The 15105-nt window shown below is 73.2% G+C and carries 16 protein-coding genes; 9 read left to right on the top strand and 7 right to left on the bottom strand.

Going from position 1 to position 15105, the window contains the following annotated elements; all coding sequences use genetic code 11:
- Positions 1 to 201: 201 nt before the first annotated feature.
- On the bottom strand, positions 202 to 1539 hold the full coding sequence (locus AB0A94_RS18860; RefSeq protein ID WP_361745619.1) for an aminotransferase class I/II-fold pyridoxal phosphate-dependent enzyme: 1338 nt from the start codon (positions 1537 to 1539) through the stop codon (positions 202 to 204).
- 35 nt (positions 1540 to 1574) lie between these two features.
- On the opposite strand from AB0A94_RS18860, the gene AB0A94_RS18855 reads away from it, so the two are divergent.
- A complete protein-coding gene (locus tag AB0A94_RS18855; protein WP_361745617.1) occupies positions 1575 to 2252 on the top strand; it encodes a pyridoxamine 5'-phosphate oxidase family protein in 678 nt (225 codons plus the stop codon).
- The gene (locus tag AB0A94_RS18850; RefSeq protein WP_361745615.1) at positions 2249 to 2881 is read left to right on the top strand and encodes an FMN-binding negative transcriptional regulator; all 633 of its coding nucleotides are present in this window, start codon (positions 2249 to 2251) and stop codon (positions 2879 to 2881) included. The genes AB0A94_RS18855 and AB0A94_RS18850 overlap by 4 nt, the downstream gene beginning before the upstream one ends.
- Positions 2882 to 2922: 41 nt before the next feature.
- Here the strand turns inward: AB0A94_RS18850 and AB0A94_RS18845 are convergent, their stop codons facing one another.
- The 4 genes from AB0A94_RS18845 to AB0A94_RS18830 form a co-directional block, all read right to left on the bottom strand.
- Positions 2923 to 3879: an EamA family transporter gene (locus AB0A94_RS18845; RefSeq protein WP_361745613.1), complete on the bottom strand. Its 957-nt coding sequence runs from the start codon at positions 3877 to 3879 to the stop codon at positions 2923 to 2925.
- Between the two features lie 225 nt (positions 3880 to 4104).
- Positions 4105 to 5106 (bottom strand): EamA family transporter, encoded by a 1002-nt coding sequence (locus AB0A94_RS18840; protein WP_361745611.1) that lies wholly within the window; start codon positions 5104 to 5106, stop codon positions 4105 to 4107.
- Between the two features lie 46 nt (positions 5107 to 5152).
- Complete coding sequence (locus tag AB0A94_RS18835; protein ID WP_361745609.1) at positions 5153 to 5686, bottom strand: Clp protease N-terminal domain-containing protein; 534 nt, start codon at positions 5684 to 5686, stop codon at positions 5153 to 5155.
- A 179-nt stretch (positions 5687 to 5865) separates the two neighbouring features.
- Positions 5866 to 6498: a PadR family transcriptional regulator gene (locus tag AB0A94_RS18830; RefSeq protein ID WP_361745608.1), complete on the bottom strand. Its 633-nt coding sequence runs from the start codon at positions 6496 to 6498 to the stop codon at positions 5866 to 5868.
- A gap of 162 nt (positions 6499 to 6660) precedes the next feature.
- On the opposite strand from AB0A94_RS18830, the gene AB0A94_RS18825 reads away from it, so the two are divergent.
- On the top strand, positions 6661 to 7470 hold the full coding sequence (locus tag AB0A94_RS18825; protein WP_361745606.1) for a PhzF family phenazine biosynthesis protein: 810 nt from the start codon (positions 6661 to 6663) through the stop codon (positions 7468 to 7470).
- A 54-nt stretch (positions 7471 to 7524) separates the two neighbouring features.
- Here the strand turns inward: AB0A94_RS18825 and AB0A94_RS18820 are convergent, their stop codons facing one another.
- Both AB0A94_RS18820 and AB0A94_RS18815 read right to left on the bottom strand, forming a co-directional pair.
- Positions 7525 to 8325 (bottom strand): type II CAAX endopeptidase family protein, encoded by an 801-nt coding sequence (locus AB0A94_RS18820; protein ID WP_361745604.1) that lies wholly within the window; start codon positions 8323 to 8325, stop codon positions 7525 to 7527.
- Positions 8326 to 8440: 115 nt separating this feature from the next.
- The gene (locus tag AB0A94_RS18815; protein ID WP_361745603.1) at positions 8441 to 9958 is read right to left on the bottom strand and encodes a glutamate-cysteine ligase family protein; all 1518 of its coding nucleotides are present in this window, start codon (positions 9956 to 9958) and stop codon (positions 8441 to 8443) included.
- A gap of 562 nt (positions 9959 to 10520) precedes the next feature.
- Here AB0A94_RS18815 and AB0A94_RS18810 point away from each other — a divergent pair.
- The 6 genes from AB0A94_RS18810 (at position 10521) to AB0A94_RS18785 (ending at position 15102) form a co-directional block, all read left to right on the top strand.
- The gene (locus AB0A94_RS18810) at positions 10521 to 11105 is read left to right on the top strand and encodes a hypothetical protein (RefSeq protein ID WP_361745601.1); all 585 of its coding nucleotides are present in this window, start codon (positions 10521 to 10523) and stop codon (positions 11103 to 11105) included.
- 315 nt (positions 11106 to 11420) lie between these two features.
- Positions 11421 to 11621 (top strand): DUF5999 family protein, encoded by a 201-nt coding sequence (locus AB0A94_RS18805; RefSeq protein WP_217135590.1) that lies wholly within the window; start codon positions 11421 to 11423, stop codon positions 11619 to 11621.
- Positions 11622 to 11854: 233 nt separating this feature from the next.
- Positions 11855 to 12889, top strand: a complete 1035-nt coding sequence (locus tag AB0A94_RS18800; RefSeq protein WP_361745600.1) for a LacI family DNA-binding transcriptional regulator — start codon at positions 11855 to 11857, stop codon at positions 12887 to 12889.
- A 31-nt stretch (positions 12890 to 12920) separates the two neighbouring features.
- Complete coding sequence (locus tag AB0A94_RS18795) at positions 12921 to 13316, top strand: helix-turn-helix transcriptional regulator (protein WP_361745598.1); 396 nt, start codon at positions 12921 to 12923, stop codon at positions 13314 to 13316.
- Between the two features lie 164 nt (positions 13317 to 13480).
- Complete coding sequence (gene modA / locus AB0A94_RS18790) at positions 13481 to 14278, top strand: molybdate ABC transporter substrate-binding protein (protein ID WP_361745596.1); 798 nt, start codon at positions 13481 to 13483, stop codon at positions 14276 to 14278.
- Positions 14275 to 15102: an ABC transporter permease gene (locus AB0A94_RS18785; RefSeq protein ID WP_361745594.1), complete on the top strand. Its 828-nt coding sequence runs from the start codon at positions 14275 to 14277 to the stop codon at positions 15100 to 15102. The genes modA and AB0A94_RS18785 overlap by 4 nt, the downstream gene beginning before the upstream one ends.
- Positions 15103 to 15105: the final 3 nt, after the last annotated feature.

Below are 15105 nucleotides of genomic sequence, written 5' to 3'. Positions count from 1 at the left end.
CGCCGCGCAGCTGCGGGCAGTCGTGCCTCCCCCAGTGCCTCAAGGCCTGGGAGGTGCCCCCGGGGGCGGCACGGGTGGGCGGTGGGGGCACCTCCCGCTCATGGGGGGTCCCCCGCTCGAGCGAAGTCGAGAGTGGGGGAGGCACCCCGCAAACGCCGGGCCGCGCAACACCCCCCGCCCAGCACGCTCCCGGACACCGCCTCAGGCATACGTCCGCACCAACCCCCCGGCCGGACCGATCGCCGCGGCGATCGCCTCGGACAGCGGCCCGATCTCGCCCTCCGTGAGCGTCGAGACCGTGACCCGGATCCCCGGCGCCGCGTCCATCCGGAAGCGAGCACCGGGGGCCACCGCCCAGCCGGCGTGCAGCAGCCGGGCGACCGCGCCGGTCTCGTCGGGGACCGGCACCCACACGTTCATGCCGCTGCGCCCGCGCGCCGCGACCCCGCACCCGGCCAGCGCCCCGATCAGCGCCTCCCGGCGCCGCCCGTACCGCGCGGCCACGACCGCCGGGTCCACCGCACCCTCGCGCCACAGCCGCACCACCGCGCGCTGGACGATCCGGCTGACCCAGCCCGGCCCGAGCCGCTGCCGTCCGCGCACCCGGTCGAGGGTGACCGCGTCCCCGGTGAGCACCGCGAGCCGCAGGTCGGGGCCGTACGCCTTGGCCACCGAGCGCACGAAGGCCCAGCTGCGGGTCGTACCCGCCAAGGCGTGCAGCGGCAGGTCGACGATGTGGTGCCCGTGGTCGTCCTCGACGAGCAGCGTCTCCGGGTGGTCGGCGAGCACCTGGCGCAGGGCACGCGCGCGTGCGGCGCTCAGCGCGGCGCCGGTCGGGTTCTGCGCCCGGTCCGTCACGATCAGGGCCCGTGCCCCGCCCGCCAGCGCCCTCCGCACGTCATCGGGCGAAGGGCCCTCGTCGTCGACCCCCACGGGGACGGTCCGCAGTCCCAGCGCCGGGACCAGGTCCAGCAGGCTCCCCCACCCCGGGTCCTCCACCGCGACCGCGTCCCCGGGTCTGAGGTGTGCCACGAGCACCCGCTCCATCGCGTCCAGCGCGCCCGAGGTGACGGCGACGGGCCCGTCCGGAACGCCGTCGGCGTCCAGACCGGCCCGCGCCAGCCGTGCCAGCTCGGGTTCCACGGGCGCGTGCCCGTACAGCACCGGCTCCCGGTCGCCCTCCCCGGCCGCCGCCGCGAACACCCCGGCCAGCGGGGGCAGCAGCGCGGGGTCCGGGTTGCCCTCGGACAGGTTCCGCACGCCCGGCGGGGCCTCCACCCGGATGAGTTCACGCGCGGTGGTGGCCGGCTTGGACCGCACCCGGCTCCCCCGCCGGCCCGCGGTCTCGATGACCCCGCGCTCGCGCAGGGTCCGGTACGCGGCGGCGACGGTGTTCGGGTTCACCCCGAGCCGCTCCGCCAACTCCCGCATCGGCGGCAGCGGTTCACCCGGCCGCAACGCCCCGTCCCCCACCGCGCGCTCGATGCTCGCGGAAATCTCCGCCGCACGCCGCCCACTGATCCGATACTCTCCTAGCACAAACCAAATTATGCACTAGTGCAATGGAGAACGCCATGCAGGGGACCCGGCAGCAGCGGCCCGCCACCTACCCGCCCACCGAGCGCACCGTCCCCACCCGCTCCCCCGACCGTGCCGCGTACGACAAGGAGCTGGTGCACGCGATACTCGACGAGGGCTACGTCTGCCATCTCGGCTTCGTCCGGGACGGCGCGCCGGTGGTGCTGCCCACGCTGTACGGCCGGGTCGGCGAGCGTCTCTACGTCCACGGTTCGACCGGCTCGCGCCCGCTGCGCGCGGCGGGCCAGGCGGACTCCGGGCTCCCGGTCTGCCTGACCGTCACCCACGTCGACGGGCTGGTGCTGGCCCGCTCGGCCTTCCACCACTCGATCAACTACCGCTCCGTGGTGGTGCACGGCGTGGCGCACGACGTGACCGACCCCGAGGAGAAGCGGCGAGCCCTCGACGCCCTGGTCGACCATGTCGTACCGGGCCGCGCCGCCGACTCCCGGCCGGCCAACAAGAAGGAACTGGCCGCCACGGCGGTGATCCGCCTCGACCTGGACGAGGTCTCCGCCAAGCTCCGCACCGGCGGAGTCAACGACGAGCCCGAGGACCTCGCCCTGCCCCACTGGGCCGGCGTCGTCCCGCTGCGCAAGGGCTACGGCACCCCGCTCGCCGACCCGGACCTGGCCCCCGGCACCGAACTGCCCGGCTACCTGGCGGCCCGGTGACGCTGATCCACCTCCGGGACGCGCCCCACGACGACGAGTGGCAGCGCCGGCCGGCCACGCACGACTTCGGCCGGCTCGCGGTCAACGGCCTTCCGGGCGAACCGCCGTACGTCCAGCCGCTGCACTTCGCGTACGACGCCGAGCGCGGCGAGGCGGTCACCCACCTGGCCCGGCCCAACCCGCTCCGGCGCGCCGTCGAGGCGCATCCGGAGGTCCTGCTGAGCGTGGTCGACGACTACGCGTACGTCCCCGGCCCCTGGCAGGCCGAGCCCGGCACCCCGCCCGAGCACGGTGTCCCGACGAGCCTCTACGCGTCCGTCCGACTGCGTTGCCGCGCCCATGTCGTGGACGATCCGGCACGAAAGGCCGCGCTCCTCGACCGCCAGGTGGGCCACTTCCGGCCGGAGGGCGGCTCCGCGCGGGCGGCGGCGGGCGAGGCCCCGTACGGCGGACCGCTGTCCGGGATCCGCGGCCTCCGGCTCGAAGTGACGGGCGTACGGGCGAAGTTCAAGTACGCGGGCAAGCGGTCCGAGGCGGTACGGGAGCGCATCGCGGCCGGGCTGGCGGACCGGGACGGCGCGCGTGACGCGGAGGCACGCGCGCACGTCCTGCGTCGGCGGCCGGCCTGACCTCCGGGCCGGGGCCCTCCCGCGCGGAAGGGCCCCGGCCGTCACACCGGCACCGTGCCCGGCTCCTCCTTGCGGGCCCGCGCGCCCCGCGCCTCGCCCACCGCGAGGCCCGCGACCGAGCCGAGCAGCAGCAGGGTGCCGGCCAGGGTGGCCGTCGTGAGCCGCTCACCGAGCAGGGCGACCGCGAGCACCGCCGCGCTCACCGGCTCCAGCAGCATGATCACGGAGACGGTGGCCGACCGTACGACGGCCGCGCCGGCGAAGTAGAGGCCGTACGCGAGTGCCGTCGGCACGGAGGCGACGTACGCCAGCAGGCACAGCAGGGTGCCGGGGGCGTCGGTGTGCGGCACCAGTCCCTCGGCCGCGGCGAACGGCAGCAGCACCAGGCTGGTGACGGCGAACGCCCCGACGGTCGTACCGGAGGAGTCCGTACCGCCGTCACGTCCCCACCGGCGGGTGAGCAGCGTCATCACCGAGTACCCGGCCGCGGACAGCAGGGCGAGCAGCACCCCCCACGGGTCCACGGTCGCGCCCCCGCCGCCGAGGACGAGCACGACGAGTCCGGCGAGCGCGCCCACGACGGCGGCCAGTCCGCCGCGTCCGAGGCGCTCGCCCAGGGTCAGTCGCGCGCCGAGCGCGATCAGTACGGGTCCGGCGCCGAGGGTGATGACGGTGGCCACCGCGAGTCCCGTGGCGGAGACGGCCGCGAAGTAGGAGGTCTGGAAGACCGCGAGTCCGATGCCGGTGGCCCCGGCCCGCAGCGCCCGTCGGCCGAGCGGTTCGGGGGCGGCGGTGCGGGCGCGCCGCGACAGCGGCCGGGCGGCGAGCAGCAGCACCAGGCCGGCCGCGCAGCGCCAGAAGGACAGGGCGACGGGACCCATGTCGCTGGTCCGGTAGACCAGTGACGCGGCGGCGCCCGCGGTGCCCCAGGCGGCACCGGCGACGATCAGATAGAGGAGGCCTCGCCCTACGGGCAGGCCGGAGACGGCGTTCGACACGTGTTCTCTCCGCGGATGCGCGCGCCACGCGCGTCGGCGTGGGCGCGGAGGTTCGGGAAGGGATCCCGGATCGGTCCCGGCCGGGGCCGGGGCGGCGGGATCCGCGGACTCCGTCCGCGGGCAGCACCGTCACGCCCGGCGACCAGCCGGGCGGATGTACCGGAGGGCCCGCCTCAGGCGATCGGAGGCGGAAGGACACGTGCGCGTGCGTGCATGATCAGCACCTTAAGCAGTCGTTCCCGGCGTGGACAACTCCCTTTCGGGCCCGCCGCTCGCCACCGGTTCCCCGGAGCCCTTCGCCGGGGCCGAGGACTGGGCGATGAAGGCGCCCGTCAGGACCACCGCGCCGCCCACGATCTGCGGCGCCGACAGGTGCTCGCCGAGCAGGACCCAGGCGAGGACGGTGGCGATGACCGCCTCCAGACAGGCCACGACACCGGCGACCTGCGGGGAGAGCCGGCGTACCGAGAGCACTCCCGTGGCGTACGCGACGACCGTGGCGACGAGGACGATCCAGGCCAGCAGCGCGAAGGCGGCGACCGGAGTGCCGTTCATCTCCGCGTGGCCGGTGAGGACGGACCAGTCCATGGACCAGGGCCGGGCGACGACGGTGAGGACGGCTGCGCCGATCAGCAGCCCATAGGCGACCACACCGAGCGGGTCGGGGGCCTCCTCGCCGTCGCTGCCCCGGTCGGACAGGACGAAGTAGCCGACCTGGCAGCAGGCCGCGCCGAGCGCGAGCAGCAGACCGAGCGCGTCGAAGCCGAGGCCCGCCCACACCTCCACGACACAGGCGAGCCCGCCCACCGCCAGGACCACGCCGACCGCGGCGGCACGGGTCACCGGCCGCCGCTGCACGAACCGCACCCAGCCGAGCACGAGCGCGGGCGCCAGGTACTCGACCAGCAGCGCGACCCCGACGGGGATGCGGGAGAGGGCGGCGAAGTAGCAGGCCTGGACGCCGGCCACGGCGAACAGGCCGAACCCGGCGAGCAGTCCGGGCCTGCTGCGCAGGAGTCCCCGGTGGCGCACCGCCAGCGGCAGCATGACGAGCGCCGCGCCCGCCACCCGCAGCCACACGACGTGGAGCGGGTCGAGACCCGCCTCGATCAGTGGCTTGGCGGCCACACCGGAGCCCCCGAAGGCCAGTGCGGACAACAGCGCGAGGCCGAGTCCGACGCCCTTTCGGTGGTCGCCCGGGGTACTGACAGAGGTAGGCACCGGCACATGATGACAGGCCCCGACAGGAGCGTCACCCTCCATGGCACCTGTCTCACCGGCTGGACGGCACCTCGAGCCGGGCGAAGAGTTCACGCGGGTCGATTCCGGCGCGTTCGAGGACCTCGACGGCACGCGCCCGCGGGTCCACGACGATCGCCGCGAGCAGGTCCGTACCGCACGCCGGACCGCGGCCGTGGCGGGCGGCGCGCTCGTGGGCGTACTCCACGCAGCTCGCGGCCAGCGGCGAGAGGCCCGCGGCCTCGGTCACCGCGGGGACGCCGCCGGAGTCCTCGACCGCGCCCTGCCAGCGCAGGCCGTAGCCGATGCTGCGCTGGACCAGGTAGCCGAGCAGCCGGGCGATCCGCGGGCCCTCGCCGAAGGCGGCTCTCACCTCGGTGTCGGACTCCAGGAGCGAATGCAGCAGGTGGGCGGTGTCGATCTGCCGGTCCCCGTCCCGGACCGCTCTGCGCCGGGCACCGGCCACCACCGCTGCCAGCTCGGCGCCGAGCCTGGCATCGTTCTCCGCGCGGTGGATGCCCTGCCCCTGGAGTTCCTGGGCCTGTCGCCGGGGGATACGGGGTTGCACGTCCCCCACCCCATCAGCCCCGCGGGCCCGGGACATCCCCGGCGGGAAGCATCTTGGCGTCCCACGGGAAGTGGACGTCCCGGGCCGGAATCTCCTCCTTGCGGAGGAGATCAGGGTGTTTCCGCCCGAGGGGCGCGCGCCGGTTTGCGCCACGCCCCCGCCGACCCCCACCGATCCCGTCAGTCCTCGTCGGCGAGGATGAGGTACAGCTTCTTGCGGGCCTCGTTGATGACGGCGAGAGCCTTCTCCCGTTGCTCCTTGCTGCCCGTCTTCCAGACCTGTCCGAAGGCCTCCATCAGGCCGAAGCCGGCCTGCCGGATCTCGCTCAGCGCCTCCCAGTCGACCCCGCGCGAGGCTTCCTCCCAGGGAGCCTCGGGACCTTCCCCGGTCGCCGAGCGGCCGGCGTCGGTGAGCGAGAACAGCTTCTTGCCACCCTCGGACTCGCTGGCGATCAGCCCCTCGTCCTCCAGCAGCTGGAGGGTGGGGTACACCGAGCCGGGGCTGGGCTTCCACGCCCCGCCGCTGCGCTCGGCGATCTCCTGGATCATCTCGTAGCCGTGCATCGGACGGTCCTTCAGCAGGGCCAGGATCGAGGCCCGCACGTCACCGCGCCGCGCCCTTCCCCTCGGTCCGCCGCGCCCTCGCCCGCCCCAGGGGCCGCCGTGCCCGAAGCCCGGGCCGAAGGGGCCGCCGGGACCACCCGGGCCCCCCGGACCGAAGGGCCCGAAGGCCGCCCGCAGCCGTTCGAAGTCGCCCCGGCCGCCACGCGGGCCGCCGTGACCGTGTCCGTGCTCGTGACCATGGGTACGCATCGCAACCACTCCATTCCATCGTTGATCTGTCGCGATGCTTCAACGATATATCGGAACAGCTCGTTCGGCAACCGCTCGGTCGGGCCGGTGCCCGCGGCGACCGGGCCGGCACCCGCGGATTGGCCTTGGCCCGGGGTTTCGCACGGCCCTTACCGTCAGGACATGCGGATTCGAATCGTCGACGCCTTCACCGACCGGCCCTTCGCCGGCAACCCCGCCGGAGTGCTGCTGCTTGACGCCTTCCCGGGCGACCCCTGGCTGCAGAACGTCGCCCTGGAGGTCAACCACGCCGAGACGGCCTTCGCCCACCCGCTCCCCGCGGGCGGCGACGCCGACTGGGCACTGCGCTGGTTCACCCCCGCCACCGAGGTCGCGATGTGCGGCCACGCGACACTGGCCACCGCGCACGTCCTGCACACCACCGGCACGCACCGGGGACCGGTGCGCTTCGCCACCCGCAGCGGCGTCCTCATCGCCACGCCCGGCGAGGACGGCTCCGTCACCCTGGACTTCCCCACCGCCCCGCTCACCGCGGTCGACGTTCCCGAAGGCGTCGCCGAGGCGCTGGGCGCCCGGCCGCTCACGGCGTTCGACACCGGCCCGGACATCGGGGACCTGCTCGTCGAGGTCGCCGACGAGCGGACCGTCCACGCCCTGCGGCCCGACCTCAAGGCCCTGGCCGCCCACTCCGAGCGCGGCGTCATCGCCACCGCCCGCGCGGAGAACCCCGCCCTCGGCTACGACTTCGTCTCCCGCTGCTTCTTCCCGAACGTCGGCATCGACGAGGACCCGGTCACCGGCAGCGCGCACACCGCTCTGGCCCCCTACTGGTCCGAGCGCCTCGGCCGCTCCGTCCTCACCGGCCTCCAGGCCTCGCCGCGCTCCGGCCGCGTCCGCACCGAGGTGCGCGGTGGGCGCACCCTGCTGAGCGGACGGGCCGTGACGGTCATCGAGGGGAACCTGCTGGTCTGAACCCGGTACGGCGAAGGGGCGTACGGCCGCTCCGTACGCCCCTTCGCCGCTGTCTCACGCCGTCGGCAGCCAGTCCACCTTGCCGGCCAGCAGCGCGTACCCCACGAACGCCCCGACGTCGAGCAGCGTGTGCGCGGCCACCAGCGGACCGACGCGCCCCCAGCGCCGGTAGAGGTACACGAACACCACGCCCATCACCATGTTCCCGATGAAGCCGCCGATGCCCTGGTAGAGGTGGTACGAGCCGCGCAGCACCGAACTGGCCGCCAGCGAGGCGCCGGGGCTCCAGCCCAACTGATCGAGCCGGCGCAGCAGATAACCGACGACGACGACCTCTTCGAGGATCGAGTTCTGCATCGCGGACAGGATCAGCACGGGGTACTTCCACCACACCTCGGGCAGTGCCTCCGGCACCACCGTGAGGTTGAAGCCGAGGCCGCGCATGGCCAGGTAGAACGCGATGCCGCTGCTGCCGATGCCCGCCGCGACCGCCGCTCCGCGGCCGAGGTCGGACCAGGGGCGGGTGCGGTCGAAGCCTAGGGTGCGCAGCCCCGCGCCCTCGCGCAGCAGGAAGTGCGCGACGAGCGCCACCGGCACGAGCGCCGTGGTGATCCCGAAGAGCTGCCAGGCCAGGTCCAGCCAGGGGCGGCCCGGCGCGGCCGAGGCGTTGAGGGTGGCCGCCTGGTCCTTCAGGCCGCCCGGCTCGGTGACCGAGCCGACGAAGCTGATCAGGGCCGACACTCCGCTCGCGCCGAGCGACAGCGCAAGCACGAGAAGCGTCTCGTTGCGGAGCGTCGTCCGCGAGGGCCTCCGCTCGGAATACGAATCGGCCCCCGGGCCGGCCTCCGCCTGCACACCTGCCTCCACATCACCGATCGGGTCCGATCAGTATGAGGGCAGCGGCTGTGCGCCCGGCCGGGGGGTCGTGCGGGGGTGATCCGTGGGGCCGTGAGGTGGTGGTCCGCGGGGGTCAGCCCGTCGGCACCGTCTCCGGCAGCCCCACCGGCCAGCTGTGCACCGGATCGCCCTGCTGTGTCAGCTCGCGGTAGCGGAGGGTGGTGGCGGCCAGGGCGGCCTCCCGGCCGAGGCCCAGGTCCAGGGCCCGGTGGAAGGTCGCGGCCTGCCAGGTCGCGCCGTTCACCCTCCGTCGGCACCGCTCCTCGATCACCCCGAGGTACAGATCGCGGTCGGCGGGCTCGATCCCCCACGCGTCCAGCCCGGCCTCGGCGAGCGGCAGCAGTTCGTCCCGTACGAGGGTGACCGCGTCCACCTCGCCCAGCCCACCGAGGCGGCCGCGCCGGGGCCAGATGAGGCGGGCGTCGATGCCGTGCTCGCAGGCGGCGTCGAAGTTGGCGGCCGCCGCCTCGAACGGCAGCCGGGTCCACACCGGCCGGCTGTCCTCGGCGAGGGCACGGACCACGCCGTAGTAGAAGGCCGCGTTGGCGATGACGTCGGTGACGGTGGGGCCGGCGGGCAGTACGCGGTTCTCCACGCGCAGGTGGGGGACGCCGTCGGCGATGCCGTAGACGGGGCGGTTCCAGCGGTAGACGGTGCCGTTGTGCAGGACGAGTTCCGCGAGTGAGGGGACGCCGCCCCGGTCCAGCACCTCGAGCGGGTCCTCGTCGTCGCAGATAGGCAGCAGGGCCGGGTAGTAGCGCAGGTTCTCCTCGAACAGGTCGAAGGCCGACGTCACCCACCGCTCCCCGAACCAGGTGCGCGGCCGCACGCCCTGGGCCTGGAGCTCGGGCGGGCGCGTGTCGGTGGACTGCTGGAACAACGGGGGCCGGGACTCCCGCCACAGTTCGCGGCCGAACAGGAACGGCGAGTTGGCGCCGACGGCCACCTGGGCGGCGGCGACGGCCTGGGCCGCGTTCCACACACCGGCGAAGCGCTCCGGGGTGACCTGGAGGTGCAGCTGCACCGAGGTGCAGGCGGCCTCGGGGGCGATGGACTTGGAGGTGCAGCTGAGGCGCTCGACGCCGTCGATGTCGAGGGTGAAGTCCTCACCGCGCGCGGCCACGATCTGTTCGTTGAGCAATGCGTAGCGATCGACGTCGGAAAGATTCGAGGAGACCAGGTCGTCCCGGTCCAGCGTCGGCAGGATGCCGATCATCACGATCCCCGCGTCCACCTCACCGGCTTTCCGGTCGGCGTACGCGAGCGAGGTGCGCAGTTCCTCGTCGAGCCGGTCGAATACCCGCCCGCCCAATCGGTGAGGAGCGATGTTCACTTCCAGATTGAACATGGCGAGCTCTGTTTGGAAGTCCCTGCTGGCGATCCTTTCGAGGACTTGCGCATTCAACATTTTCGGCATGCCGTCGGCACCCGCGAGATTCAATTCGATCTCCAGCCCCATGAGGTTCTTGGGGCGGTCGAACCGCTTCTCCGCCAGGAGTCGCTCCAAGCCCGTCAGGCAGCTGCGGAGCTTCTCGCGGTAGCGCTGGCGATCGGAGAGGTCGAACTGACCTGCCACGACCTTCTCCCCCATCGAAGCGTCCCTTCTTGCACGGGCGGACCGAAGATCGTCCGCCGGGGTCCCGGTCCACAGGCAAGGATGCCCCGTCGATGCGATCGATAACGCCCCGGACGGCACCATGGACCGCTAGTCTGGTCGACGGTGACCAGTGGCACATTCACGAGGCATGGCACGGAAGGCGACTTGCGGGTCTGTTGCGAACTCGTGAAAAACGCCGACGAGAATGGGCCGACCGCTTCGCGGTCATTTTCCGAGGTCATCGGCGTGCACCCTGCCTGAAATCGGGATATCTTTCGCGTTTCACCGGCCAGAAGTACCCTTGTTCCGCCGGTCGAAAACAGCTAGTGGAAACACAGTCTGAACACGTGTCGTATAAACTTTGCGCACAAGGCAGAAGGTTGGCGCCCACGGTTCGAGTGATCCAGCCGAGAGGTGGCGTGCGGCACTCCTCGCCCCGTCTCCCGGACTCGAGTCCCGGCCCCTGCCTCTCTGACCTTCGCGAGCTGACAGCGCCGTCCGCCCCGCCACGCCCCGCCCTCGCGCCACTGTGCCTTCGAATGAGAGGCGACCCACCATGCCGCTGCATGTCCTCCCGGCTCCCGCGCCCGCACTGCGTTCCGTCCTGACCGCGCTCTCCTCTCCGACCGCGGTCCGCGAAGCCCGAACTCCCTCTCTGCTCGTCGCCCAGGGACCCGCCTCAGCCGAGCTGCCCCTCCCCGTGCACGTCCTGGACCGGACCACCCCCGAGGGCGGAACCGCGACCCGGCTGGCCGGCTGGCGTTTCCTGATCCGCACCGGTGACCGCGCGGTCGCCGCCGCGGACACGGTGCTCACCGCCGACGGCTGGGCGTTCTCCCGCTTCTTCGAGGGCCCTTACATCACCTCCACCGAGCTCGCGCTGCGCCAGGCCGAGGCCATGACGCAGCCGTACCAGCCCCGGCTGCTCTCGGTGCCGGGGCTCTACATGCTGGCGCTCTGGCTGCACGACGATCCCACCGCGGACGGCGCCACCGGCCACCCGGCCGCCGGTGATCTGCTCGTCCCGCTCGCCCCGGCACCGCCCGGCATCGCGGCCCACCGCCCGCACCGGTTCACCGACCTGCTCCCGGTCCTGACGCACCGGGTGGCACCGACCCGCCTGCTCGGCTCACCCGCCTGAGAAGACACCGCGTACCCCGCCGCCCGGAACTCCCGACGCGGCGGGGTACGTGCCGTTCCCAGGGGACTAGCCCCATCCGGCCACGGCGAACCACCCGAATTGACAGTGCAGTTGAGATGAACCGTCCGCACGGGTGACGCGTCCTCAACCTGTGAGGAGCGGTGCCGCGAAATCCCTGCGGATCCTCGTCCATGGGGCAACACTGGTTTCGACCGACCTATCACAACGGGGGGGGCGGCCATGAGCGAAGCTTCACGCCGCGGAACTGAAACGACAGCCGACTCACAGGTCACCACAGAGCGAGAGATCCCATCCATGTGCCAGCACCAGCCACCGTGCCCCTCAGCCGACTCCGCCGACCGGGAATCCGCCCGTCTCGTGGCGCACCACCCGGAGCAGGGCTGGAGCCTGCTGTGCAACGGGGTCGTGTTCTTCGAGGACACCGGTGAACTCCTGCCCGACGGCAGCGTCATCGCCCCGCAGCGTCCCCGGGGCGCCAGCCTGACCACCGCCTGAGCACGACCGGGCGGAACGGGGCCCGCCCGGAAACACCAGGGGCCGGACGCGGAACCTCCCGCGCACCGGCCCCGACGCGTGTCCGGGGCGGATCACTCACTGTGGTCCGGCGCGTGGAAGGGGTGACCGGCCGGTCCCCCGGCGAGAGCCCGCCCCGCGACGCCTTCCCACGGGCACCCGCTTTCCGGAAGACTCCTGGAAGTTCCGCGGGTTTCGTCACGGAGGTGGGGCAAGTGGCAGCACAGGGGGCCGGCGCCGGGGGCAGAGTCACGATCACCGAGATCGCCCGGCAGGCCGGCGTCTCCGTACCGACCGTCTCCCGCGTGGTCAACGGCCGCTCCGACGTCTCCCCGGGGACCCGCGCCCGGGTCGAGGACCTGCTGCGCCGTCACGGCTACCGCAAGCGCCCCGCCGCCTCCCCCTCCCGTGCGGCCCTGCTCGACCTCGTCTTCAACGACCTCGACAGCCCCTGGGCCGTGGAGATCATCCGCGGTGTCGAGGAGGTCGCCCACGGCGCCGGGGTGGGCACGGTGGTGTCGGCGATCCACGGACGCTCCGGTGACGCCCGGGAGTGGATGCGCAACCTGCGGGCCCGCGCGTCCGACGGCGTCATCCTCGTGACCTCGACGCTGGAGTCCACGCTGCACGAGGAGTTGCGCGTCCTGGGGGTGCCGCTGGTGGTCGTGGACCCTGCGGGCTCCCCCGCCCTGGACGTGCCCACCGTCGGCGCCGCCAACTGGTCGGGGGGTCTGGCCGCGACCGAGCACCTGCTGGCCCTGGGGCACCGCAGGATCGGCATGATCGCCGGGCCGCCGCGGCTGCTCTGCTCACGTGCGCGGCTCGACGGTTACCGGGCGGCGCTCGAAGGCTCGGGCATCACACCCGACGCGTCGCTGGTGGTGCCCGGCGACTTCAAGCCGGAGTCCGGCTTCGCGGGCTGCAACGTCCTGCTGGACCTGCCGGAGCCGCCGACCGCGGTGTTCGCGGCCAGCGACCAGATGGCGCTGGGGGCGATCGAGGCGCTGCGCGGCCGGGGGCTCAGGGTCCCGGAGGACATGAGCGTGGTCGGCTTCGACGACCTTCCGGAAGTCCGCTGGTCGGCGCCGCCGCTGACCACCGTCCGCCAGCCCCTGGCCGACATGGGCAAACTCGCCGTCCGCACGGTGCTCCGTCTCACCCGCGACGAACAGCCGGACTCCCCCCGCGTGGAACTGGGCACGGACCTCGTCGTCCGCGCGAGCACGGCGGCTCCCGCCGAGCGGGGCTGACGCACCCGCGGCACCACCTATCGTGACCGGCATGCAGTCCTACACGATCGGCCAGGCAGCGAGGCTGCTCGGCGTGAGCCCGGACACCGCCCGCCGCTGGGCGGACGCGGGGCGTATCACCACCCACCGCGACGACGGCGGACGCCGGCTCGTCGACGGACGGGACCTGGCGGCGTTCTCCGTCGAACTCGCCAGGGCCGGTGCCGCCGAGGAGGGCACCCCGTACACCTCCGCCCGCAACGCCTTCCCCGGCATCGTCACCGCGATCAAGCTCGGCGACGTCGCCGCCCAGGTCGAGATCCAGGCCGGTCCGCACCGCCTCGTGTCGCTGCTCACCCGGGAGGCCGTCGAGGAACTGGGGCTGGAGGTCGGCATGGAGGCCACGGCCCGCGTGAAGTCGACGAACGTCCATATCGACCGCACCTGACGGCGGCAACACACCCGAGCGAACGCACATGCGTCCCCTCCGGCAACTTTTCCTTGCTCATGCGATGGGACAAGGAGTGAACACCTGGCAGATACGCCAGTATGATCGGTGTAATCGGAAGGGCTCTGCGGGCTCTTCCCCGGTCCCCGAGGGAGTGCTCCGAGATGCCCCGTCCGCATCGGACCCGTCGGATCACCGGCGCCGGGACAGCCGCCGCCCTACTGGCGCTGAGCGCCTGCTCCGCGTCCGGCTCGGACCCGTCCGCGGAGGCCGGCGGGCAGGGCGTCACCGGCACGGTCACCGTCTTCGCGGCCGCCTCGCTGAAGGAGAGCTTCACGACGCTGGGCGAGCGCTTCGAGAAGGAGCACCCGGGGACCGAGGTCGCCTTCAGCTTCGGCGGCAGCGACGGTCTGGCGGCCGGCATCGGCAACGGCGCACCGGCCGACGTCTTCGCGGCGGCCAGCACCAGGACGATGAAGCTCGTGACGGACGAGGGGCTCACGGCGGGCAGCCCGAGCACGTTCGCCCGCAACCGGCTGGAGATCGCCACCGCGCCGGGCAACCCGCACGCGATCGACTCCCTCGAGGATCTGACCGCGTCCGGCCTCAAGGTCGTGCTGTGCGACGAGACGGTGCCCTGCGGAGCCGCCGCGCGGACCGCCCTCACCTCCGGCGGCGTGGAGCTGGAGCCGGTCTCGTACGAGCAGGACGTCAAGAGCGCCCTGACGAAGGTCGAGCTGAAGGAGGCCGACGCCGCCGTCGTGTACCGCACGGATGTGAAGGCGGCCGGTGACAAGGTGGAGGGCGTGGAATTCCCGGAGTCCGCCGAGGCCGTCAACGACTGTCCGATCGCCCGGCTCGAGAACGCCCCGAACCCCTCGGCGGCGAAGGAGTTCGTGGAACTGGTCAAGTCGCCGGAGGGCCGGAAGGTACTGAGCGGGGCGGGATTCCTCAAGCCATGACCACCGGCCGGGAAACGCCTCGGAAGGCACGCCCCCGCGCCCCCGGCCGCGGTGTCCCCCTCGCCCTCCTCGCGCCCGCCCTCCTGGGCCTGGCGTTCCTCCTGGTGCCCCTCCTCGCCCTCCTCCTGCGCGCCCCCTGGCGCAGCCTCCCCGAGCAGCTGACCAGCCCCGAGGTGTGGGAGGCGCTGCGGCTGTCGCTGCTGTGCGCCACGACGGCGACCGCGCTGAGCCTGGTCGTCGGCGTTCCGCTGGCCTGGCTGCTGGCCCGTACGGACTTCCCCGGCCGCGGCCTGGTCCGCGCCCTGGTGACGCTCCCACTGGTGCTGCCCCCGGTGGTGGGCGGTGTCGCCCTGCTGCTCGCCCTCGGCCGCAACGGCGTCGTCGGCCAGTGGCTGGACGCGTGGTTCGGCGTCACCCTGCCCTTCACCACCACGGGCGTCGTCCTCGCCGAGACGTTCGTGGCGATGCCGTTCCTCGTCATCAGCGTCGAGGGCACGCTGCGGGCCGCCGACCCGCGCTACGAGGAGGCTGCCGCCACCCTGGGCGCCTCCCGCTTCACCGCGTTCCGCCGGGTCACGCTGCCGCTGATCGCCCCCGGCGTCGCGGCCGGTGCCGTACTGGCCTGGGCCCGGGCCCTCGGGGAGTTCGGCGCGACGATCACCTTCGCCGGCAGCTTCCCCGGCCGCACCCAGACCATGCCGCTCGCGGTCTACCTCGCCCTGCAGAACGACCCGGCCGCCGCCATCGCCCTCAGCCTGGTCCTGCTGGCGGTGTCCATCGCCGTACTGGCCGGGCTGCGGGACCGCTGGATGAGGACCGCCTGACAC

The sequence above is a fragment of the Streptomyces sp. NPDC044984 genome, assembly GCF_040646935.1.
In the GTDB taxonomy this organism is placed as follows: domain Bacteria; phylum Actinomycetota; class Actinomycetes; order Streptomycetales; family Streptomycetaceae; genus Streptomyces.
The sequence above is the reverse complement of the archived record's forward strand: the minus strand, read 5'-3'. Positions and strand labels throughout refer to the sequence as shown.

Bases quoted from the DNA above. Each gene is read 5' to 3' on its own strand.
- AB0A94_RS18855 (WP_361745617.1), top strand. From the start codon at position 1,575: ATGCAGGGGACCCGGCAGCAGCGGCCCGCCACCTACCCGCCCACCGAG.
- AB0A94_RS18830 (WP_361745608.1), bottom strand. From the start codon at position 6,498: ATGCGTACCCATGGTCACGAGCACGGACACGGTCACGGCGGCCCGCGT.
- AB0A94_RS18825 (WP_361745606.1), top strand. From the start codon at position 6,661: ATGCGGATTCGAATCGTCGACGCCTTCACCGACCGGCCCTTCGCCGGC.
- AB0A94_RS18815 (WP_361745603.1), bottom strand. From the start codon at position 9,958: ATGGGGGAGAAGGTCGTGGCAGGTCAGTTCGACCTCTCCGATCGCCAG.
- AB0A94_RS18810 (WP_361745601.1), top strand. From the start codon at position 10,521: ATGCCGCTGCATGTCCTCCCGGCTCCCGCGCCCGCACTGCGTTCCGTC.
- AB0A94_RS18805 (WP_217135590.1), top strand. From the start codon at position 11,421: ATGTGCCAGCACCAGCCACCGTGCCCCTCAGCCGACTCCGCCGACCGG.
- AB0A94_RS18795 (WP_361745598.1), top strand. From the start codon at position 12,921: ATGCAGTCCTACACGATCGGCCAGGCAGCGAGGCTGCTCGGCGTGAGC.
- modA (WP_361745596.1), top strand. From the start codon at position 13,481: ATGCCCCGTCCGCATCGGACCCGTCGGATCACCGGCGCCGGGACAGCC.
- AB0A94_RS18785 (WP_361745594.1), top strand. From the start codon at position 14,275: ATGACCACCGGCCGGGAAACGCCTCGGAAGGCACGCCCCCGCGCCCCC.